The 6945-nt window shown below is 65.6% G+C and carries 6 protein-coding genes; all 6 read right to left on the reverse strand.

Features of this window, described 5'->3' with window-relative positions:
- Positions 1 to 20: 20 nt before the first annotated feature.
- The 6 genes from recN to QMA10_RS07420 are packed head-to-tail and all read right to left on the reverse strand — an operon-like array spanning position 21 to position 6649.
- A complete protein-coding gene (gene recN, locus QMA10_RS07395) occupies positions 21 to 1748 on the reverse strand; it encodes a DNA repair protein RecN (protein WP_290167186.1) in 1728 nt (575 codons plus the stop codon).
- Positions 1745 to 2716 carry an NAD kinase gene (locus tag QMA10_RS07400; protein WP_290167187.1) on the reverse strand — a complete coding sequence of 324 codons (972 nt, stop codon included), beginning with the start codon at positions 2714 to 2716 and terminating at the stop codon, positions 1745 to 1747. The genes recN and QMA10_RS07400 overlap by 4 nt, the downstream gene beginning before the upstream one ends.
- 47 nt (positions 2717 to 2763) lie before the next feature.
- Positions 2764 to 3642 (reverse strand): TlyA family RNA methyltransferase, encoded by an 879-nt coding sequence (locus QMA10_RS07405; protein WP_290167188.1) that lies wholly within the window; start codon positions 3640 to 3642, stop codon positions 2764 to 2766.
- Between the two features lie 3 nt (positions 3643 to 3645).
- On the reverse strand, positions 3646 to 3882 hold the full coding sequence (locus QMA10_RS07410) for a hypothetical protein (protein ID WP_290167189.1): 237 nt from the start codon (positions 3880 to 3882) through the stop codon (positions 3646 to 3648).
- 27 nt (positions 3883 to 3909) lie between these two features.
- On the reverse strand, positions 3910 to 4908 hold the full coding sequence (locus QMA10_RS07415) for an HAD-IIA family hydrolase (RefSeq protein ID WP_290167190.1): 999 nt from the start codon (positions 4906 to 4908) through the stop codon (positions 3910 to 3912).
- Positions 4909 to 4912: 4 nt separating this feature from the next.
- Positions 4913 to 6649: a hypothetical protein gene (locus QMA10_RS07420; RefSeq protein ID WP_290167191.1), complete on the reverse strand. Its 1737-nt coding sequence runs from the start codon at positions 6647 to 6649 to the stop codon at positions 4913 to 4915.
- Between the last annotated feature and the right edge of the window lie 296 nt (positions 6650 to 6945).

Here is a 6945-nt window from a genome sequence, read left to right on the forward strand (position 1 = left end):
TTTGTTCCTGCGGCACTGGACTACTGATGCGGCGGATGTCCCGCCGCGGCCAGGAGTTCAACTGCGTGCGCCCGGGCGGACTCGGAGTCCTCCTGGCCCGCCAACATCCTGGCAAGTTCCTTGATCCGCTCTGCATCGTCCAGAACGGTAACGTCACTGGCGGTTACGCCGGTTCCATCTTCCTCCATTGCCGACATCTTAATCACGCGGATGTGATGATCGGCAAAGGCGGCCACCTGCGGAAGGTGGGTGACAACAATCACCTGCACATGTTTGGCCAGCATGGCCAGCCGGCGGCCGATTTCGACGGCAGCCTTGCCGCCGACGCCTGAATCCACTTCGTCGAAGATGAAGGTGGGCACCGGGTCCACTTCGGCCAGCACCACCTCGATCGCCAGCATGACGCGGGACAGCTCACCGCCGGATGCTCCCTTGCCCAGCGGCCTGGCCGGGGCGCCGGGATGCGGCTGGAGCAGGAAGGAAATGCTGTCCGCTCCGTGCATGCTCAGCTCATCAACGGCTGTTACCTCGATGACCAGATTGGCGCTGGCCATGGCCAGCGCGGACAGCTCGTCGCTGACCCGCTGTGCAAGGTCAGCTGCCGCGTCGGTCCGGAGCTTGGTCAGATCTGCCGCCGCAGACGTCAGCCCGGCGTGAAGCTCGGTGATTTCCGCCTCCAGAGCTTCAATCCTGCTGCTGTCATCGCCCAGTTCAGCCAACCTGACCCGGCTGGTTTCGGCCCATTCCAGGACCTCATCCACGGAGGGCGCGAATTTGCGCAGCAGCGCGGAAATTTCAGCACGGCGGGTTTCCACTTCGGCCAGCCGTTCGGGGCCTTCCCCGTCCAGGGAGGCGCTGTAGCTGGCCAGCTCCGCGGCTATGTCGGTGAGGATGTAACCGACCTCTGCCAGCCGTTTGGCTGAGTCCGCCAGCGCGGGGTCGTGCTCGCCGGCCAGCTCGAGCTGGCGTTTGGCTGCCTCCACGAGCGAGGTGGCGTCGGAGCCGTCGGAGAAGTCGCCTGCGATCAGGGCCTGGTGTGCGCCCACGGCGGCGGTCCGCAGTTCTTCGAAGTTGTTGAGCCGGGAGGCTTCGGCTTTGAGGGTTTCGTCTTCGCCCGGCATCAGCTCCAGGGCATCGATTTCTTCCAGCGACGCCGATAGGTACTCCGCTTCACGCTGCCGCTCACGGGCCTGGTTCCGCAGATCGGCCAACTCCGTCACGGCCGCCTTCCAGCGCCCGTAATCCGCCTGGTAGGAGGTCAGAAGGGAAGCCAGCGCCGGTCCCGCATACTTGTCCAGTGCTTCGCGCTGGGCGGCCGTACTCTTGAGCCGGAGCTGGTCCGACTGCCCGTGCACCGCCACCAGGTGCTGGCCTACTTCGGCAAGGACGCCCACCGGAGCGGACCGGCCACCCACATGCGCACGGCTGCGGCCTGCCGCGTTGACGGTGCGGGCGAGCATCAGCTCGGTGACGCCGTCGTACGTTTCCAGTTCAGCGCCTGCGTCCTCCGCCCGCGTGACGGCGGCGTTCTCCGGCGGAAGCCGGACCACAGCCTCTGCCAGGGCCGCCTTCGCCCCGGTACGCACGGCTCCGGCGTCGGTCCGTGCACCCAGCAGCATCCCCAGGGCCGTAATGACCATGGTTTTACCGGCACCGGTTTCACCGGTTACCACGGTGAATCCCGGCCCAAGTTCCAGCGTGGCGTCCGTGATGACGCCAAGGTCCCGGATTCGGATCTCTTCAATCATGCCGATCCTCCGCGCTCTGCCGTATGCCGGGATATTTCCACGCTCTCCGAGAGGTCCCCCGGGCTGCCGACCGGTCCGCGCCAGCCCTGGGTGGGGAGCTGGAACTTGCGCACCAGCCGTTCCGAGAACGGTGTCGAGCGGGTTCGGGCAAGCCGCACCGGAATGGCGGAGCGCGTCACTTCCACCCGGGCTCCCGGCGGCAGTTCTGCGCTGCGCCGGCCGTCGCACCAGAGCACTCCGGCGGCATCCGTGCGGGTCAGGACCTCCACGGCAAGAATGGACGCAGGGGCCACCACGAGCGGCCGGGAAAACAGTGCGTGTGCGCTGATCGGCGCGATCAGGAGTGCTTCCACCTCGGGCCAAACCACCGGACCGCCGGCGGAGAAGGAATAGGCGGTGGAGCCCGTGGGAGTCGCCAGGACCACGCCGTCGCAGCCAAAGGAGCTGATGGGGCGCGCGTCGACCTCCACCACGACTTCGAGCATCCGCTGACGGTCAGCCTTTTCTATGGCGGCCTCGTTCAGGGCCCAGGTATGGGCAATCAACTGATTCTCGAACCAGACCTTGACGTCGATGGTCATGCGTTCTTCGACGGTGTAGGCCCGCTCGACCACCCAGTGCACGGTCTGTGCAAGATCAGCGCGTTCGCTCTCAGCCAGGAAGCCTACGTGCCCCAGGTTGACGCCGAGCAGCGGGACGTTTGTATCGCGGACCAGTTCTGCGGCCCGCAGGATGGTGCCGTCCCCGCCAAGGACCATGCCCAAATCCACACCGTCAAGGGCTACATCTTCTCCGAGAATTTCAGTGGGCGCGGTCAGGACGCCGTAAACGGACTGAATGTCCTCCAGATCCTTCCGCCGCATGACCGGGATCAGTCCGGAAGAGTGGAGCTGGGTGCACGCTTCCTGGGCGGCAGCCATGGCAGCCTGCCGGCCGGTGTGGGCCAGCACGAGTATCCGTCTGCTCATGTCTGTATCGTCCTGTTCCGCCCCCGGGGGAGCTGATTGGAATTCCGTCAGTCTTCTGCGGGGCGTTCCCCGTCTGCCAACCGATCAGCCGGCTTAGTTCCGGGTCCATCAAACCCGTCGAAGGCCTCATCCACCAAACGCCGGGCCGCAGCCTGTGCATCCAGAGTCGCATCCGGATGAGGTGTTCCCGGTGCAGGCACCTGCAGCCACAGGAAGAACTCAACGTTGCCGTTCTGGCCCGGAAGCGGACTTGGCGCCAGGCCGGCAATGTGCAGGTTCGCCGTCAGCGCAGACTCCACCACCCGCGCCACTGCCATTCGGTGCTTCTGCGGGTCGAGAACAACCCCGGCTTTCTCCAGCTTCTCACGGCCCACCTCAAACTGCGGTTTGACCATGAGCAGCAGGTTTCCTCCCGGGCGCGTCGCACCCGCCAGGGCAGACACCACCATGGTCAGGGAGATGAACGAGAGGTCGGCCACGGTCAGGTCCACCGGTCCCCCGATGTCCTCCGGATCCAGGTACCGAACATTCATGCCTTCATGCACATCAACGCGCGGGTCCCGGCGCAGCACTTCCACCAGCTGATCGTGCCCGACGTCGACTGCCACCACGCGCTGTGCGCCCCGCCTCAGCAGGACGTCGGTGAAGCCTCCGGTGGAAGCGCCCGCATCCAGGCAGCGCAGCCCTGCAGTGTGTACCTGCGGGAACGCGTCGAGCGCGCCTGCGAGCTTGTGGCCGGCCCGGCTGACATAGTCGGGGACCCCGTCATCGAGCACCGTCAGGCTGTCCGCATCGGAGACGGAAGCCGATGCCTTGCCCAGCACGGCACCGGCCCGGGAAACCCGGCCCGCAGCAATAAGCTTGGCGGCGTGGGTCCGGGAACGGGCCAGTCCCCTGGTAACCAGTTCCTGGTCGAGTCTTGCCACGTCCTAGCGCTCCTCTGAAAGGTCGGCGTTCAGTTGAGCCAGAAGACTGTCATGAAGCGCCGAGTACACGGCAAGGTGTTCGGTGGTGGGCAGTTCCGGGACGACCCTCGCAGCTGCCAGGGCAGCATCAACCGCAGGGTCCGCCGTGACCGCCAAAGCGGAAGGCCAGGAGCCGGCGGCGGCCGCCGGCTCCATCCCTGCGATGTCCATCTGGCTGTCATCCATCCGGCGATTGCCCATTCCTTTTTCCAACGTTTCGAATCCAGCCTATCCGCCGGCGGTGACAGTCCAGCTGAGCACCGGCGCGGTGGCCTTCTCCTCGTGGGGACGGGCGTTCCACCATGCGGCGCAGGCTGCCCTCCAGCTGTCCAGGTCGGTGCTTTCGCCCGTGATTTCCACGGTGTCCCCGTTCACCCTGGCAACCGCAGCACCGCAGCGGCTCACGCCGTCGGCGGTTTCAACCTCGGGGTACGGCCGGTACAGCTCGTCGAGGTTGGCGATCAGATATGCCGGCCGCTCCTGTGTGCGGGCTGCCAGCGCGGTTTGAGGCGTGTCGACGCCGGTAAGAACCATTGCCGTAGCGAATCCCGCGTTGTTGCCGCCGAGGATGTCGGTGTCCAGCCGGTCGCCTACCACGAGGGGCCTTTGCGCCCCCAGATGACGGGCGGCCGTCAGGAACAGCGGCGCCTCCGGCTTTCCCGCAACGAGAGGTGTCCTGCCGGTGGCCGCTGCGACGGCGGCCACCAGCGTTCCGTTGCCGGGTGCGATCCCCCGGGCCTGCGGAATGGACATGTCAGTGTTGGTGGCAACCCAGACGGCACCGCGTTCAACGGCAAAGGCGGCCTCCGCCAGGTCTTTCCAGCCAAGGCCGGGATCAAAACCCTGAATGACGGCGTCCGGCCGGTCATCCGCGGAGAGCACCGGGACCAGTCCCTGTTCCAGGACCTGTTCCATAAGCCACGCACTGCCCGTCACGAGGACCGTGGCACCTGCCGGTACGGAAGCCGCCAGCAGCTCGGCACCGGCCTGTGCCGAGCCGAACACGGTCTCCGCCGTTGCCGGCGCCCCTAACTCGCGCAGGTGCGCTGCCACCGTCTCGGAGGAACGGGAAGCGTTGTTGGTGACGTAAGCCAGCTGCACACCGGCGCCGTCGAGGCGCAGCAGCGCTTCGACGGCACCTTCAATGGCGTGCGGACCCGCGTAGACGACGCCGTCCAAATCTGAGAGGACGGCGTCATATCCGGCGATCAGCGAAGTGTCCGCCATGATGCTACGCGCGGTCCTCGTCGACGTCACCGGCAGGTGCATCGGCTGAGAACTCGTCGTTGTCATTGCCGTCGTCGTGCAGTTCAACGGTGTTGTCGTCGTCGTCTTCGTCAGCTTCCAGGACGCCAATCACGCCTTCCTGCTCATCCGAGGGCAGCGCATCGACGTCGTCGGTCAGGTCCAGCTCGCCTCTGGTCTCCGCCTGCTCGGTTTCAACCGGAGCAGCGAAAGGAGTGTCCGAACGCTCAGCGACCGGACGGTCCTCGCGGTCCTCGCGGCCGCGGCGCGGCTTCTCCGGCTTCTCTTCTTCGTCGTCGAGGTCGTAGATGTCCGGCTCAGCGAACTCCCCGATGCCGAGGGCCTTTTCGGCCAGAAGTGCCCGGTTGCGCCACTGCTCAGCTTCATCGTTGCGGTTGACCAGATCAAGGGCGTCAGCGTAGGCACGGAACAGACGGGGGCTGAAGGAGAACGCACGGTTCTTGTCCAGCTGCGGGATTTCCAGTGCGGTCACGGCAGCGTCATACTGCTCCATGTCCATCCGGGCGCCCGAAGCCACGATGGCCATGTCCACCTGGCCTGCCGTGTCCAGTTCCTTCGCCTCGTCTGAGCGTGCGATGTCCAGGGCACGGTCCGCACGGCCGAGACCGCGTTCGCAGTCGGCCATCATGGCCAGGTAGGCATTGGAACCGCTGATGCGTCGGTAGGTCCGAAATTCGCGCAGGGCTTCGGCAAAGTTCTCCGAGGCATATGCCGTGAGGGCCACAGCCTCACGGACTGCTGCCATGCGGCCGCCGCGGCGGCTGGCAGCCAGCGCGTGCTGGAAGGCCAGTTCAGGATCGATGTCGATCAGGCGTCCGGCCATGACCAGGTGCTTGGAGACCCATTCGCCGTTGACTTCCTCCAGGACACGCAGCTGAGCGCGCGTGACCTTGTCCAGCTCCTGTCCTGTGACGTCGTCGTCGATCTCGGGGGAACGCTCACGGTCGGGACGGTTGGCGCTGCGCAGGTCGCGGGCATTGTGCTTGCGCTCAACAACCGGTGCATCCTCGCTCCGGTCCGGCCGGTCCTTCGAGAAGGCGGGCTTACGGTCGCTGCGGTCGCCAAAAGAAGGCTTGCGGTCGCCGAACGAAGGCTTACGGTCACCGCGGTCGCCGAAGGACTTCCGCTCACCATCACGCGGGGGACGTCGGTCATCACCACCGAACGAAGGCTTCCGGTCGCTGCGGTCACCGAAGGATGGCTTACGGTCTCCGTCGCGTGCCGGACGGCGGTCATCGCCGCCACGAGCCGGGCGGTCACCGAACGACGGCTTACGGTCTCCGTCGCGTGCCGGACGGCGGTCATCGCCGCCACGAGCCGGGCGATCACCGAACGACGGCTTACGGTCACCGCGGTCACCGAACGACTTCCGCTCACCATCACGCGGGGGACGGCGGTCATCACCACCGAATGACGGCTTCCGATCGCCGAAGGAAGGCTTACGGTCGTTGTCACGTGCCGGACGGCGGTCATCGCCGCCACGAGCCGGGCGATCACCGAACGAGGGCTTACGGTCACCGAACGACTTCCGCTCACCATCACGTGCCGGCCTGCCGCCAAAGGACGGCTTGCGGTCTTCGTAACGCTTGGGGGCGTTCCGGTCATTCGTGGCAGGACGGCCGCGGTCATCCCGCTTATCCGACGAGCTGCTGCGGGCGTTGTTTCCGTCGCCGCGCTGGTCCCTGTTATTTTGCTCTGACATGCTGGTGAGTTCCTCTCGTCGTGAGCCGACCAACGGAATTTACTGCAGTCGCTCGTCACTATGGATATATAAAAGTCGGTTCTAAAGTTTTGGGGCCTAAACAGGCACAGTCTGATTCTAGTCCAGGTGGCTTCGGGTGTGGTCATCCTCTACCGCTAACTACTGAAGCGATTAGGTGAGTCTTCCCACCTCCCGATGCAGCGGGCGGGCAAGCGGCCCAGCCGGGTGAGGCGGTTGTGCTGGTTAAACAGTTGAGGCCCGTACCACACGGTACGGGCCTCAACCTCTGAACAAAT

This window comes from Arthrobacter sp. APC 3897 (assembly GCF_030407495.1).
GTDB lineage: Bacteria > Actinomycetota > Actinomycetes > Actinomycetales > Micrococcaceae > Arthrobacter_B.

Coding starts and splice junctions, on each gene's coding strand:
- QMA10_RS07410 (WP_290167189.1), bottom strand. CDS start 3,882: ATGGGCAATCGCCGGATGGATGACAGCCAGATGGACATCGCAGGGATG.
- QMA10_RS07420 (WP_290167191.1), bottom strand. CDS start 6,649: ATGTCAGAGCAAAATAACAGGGACCAGCGCGGCGACGGAAACAACGCC.
- recN (WP_290167186.1), bottom strand. CDS start 1,748: ATGATTGAAGAGATCCGAATCCGGGACCTTGGCGTCATCACGGACGCC.
- QMA10_RS07400 (WP_290167187.1), bottom strand. CDS start 2,716: ATGAGCAGACGGATACTCGTGCTGGCCCACACCGGCCGGCAGGCTGCC.
- QMA10_RS07415 (WP_290167190.1), bottom strand. CDS start 4,908: ATGGCGGACACTTCGCTGATCGCCGGATATGACGCCGTCCTCTCAGAT.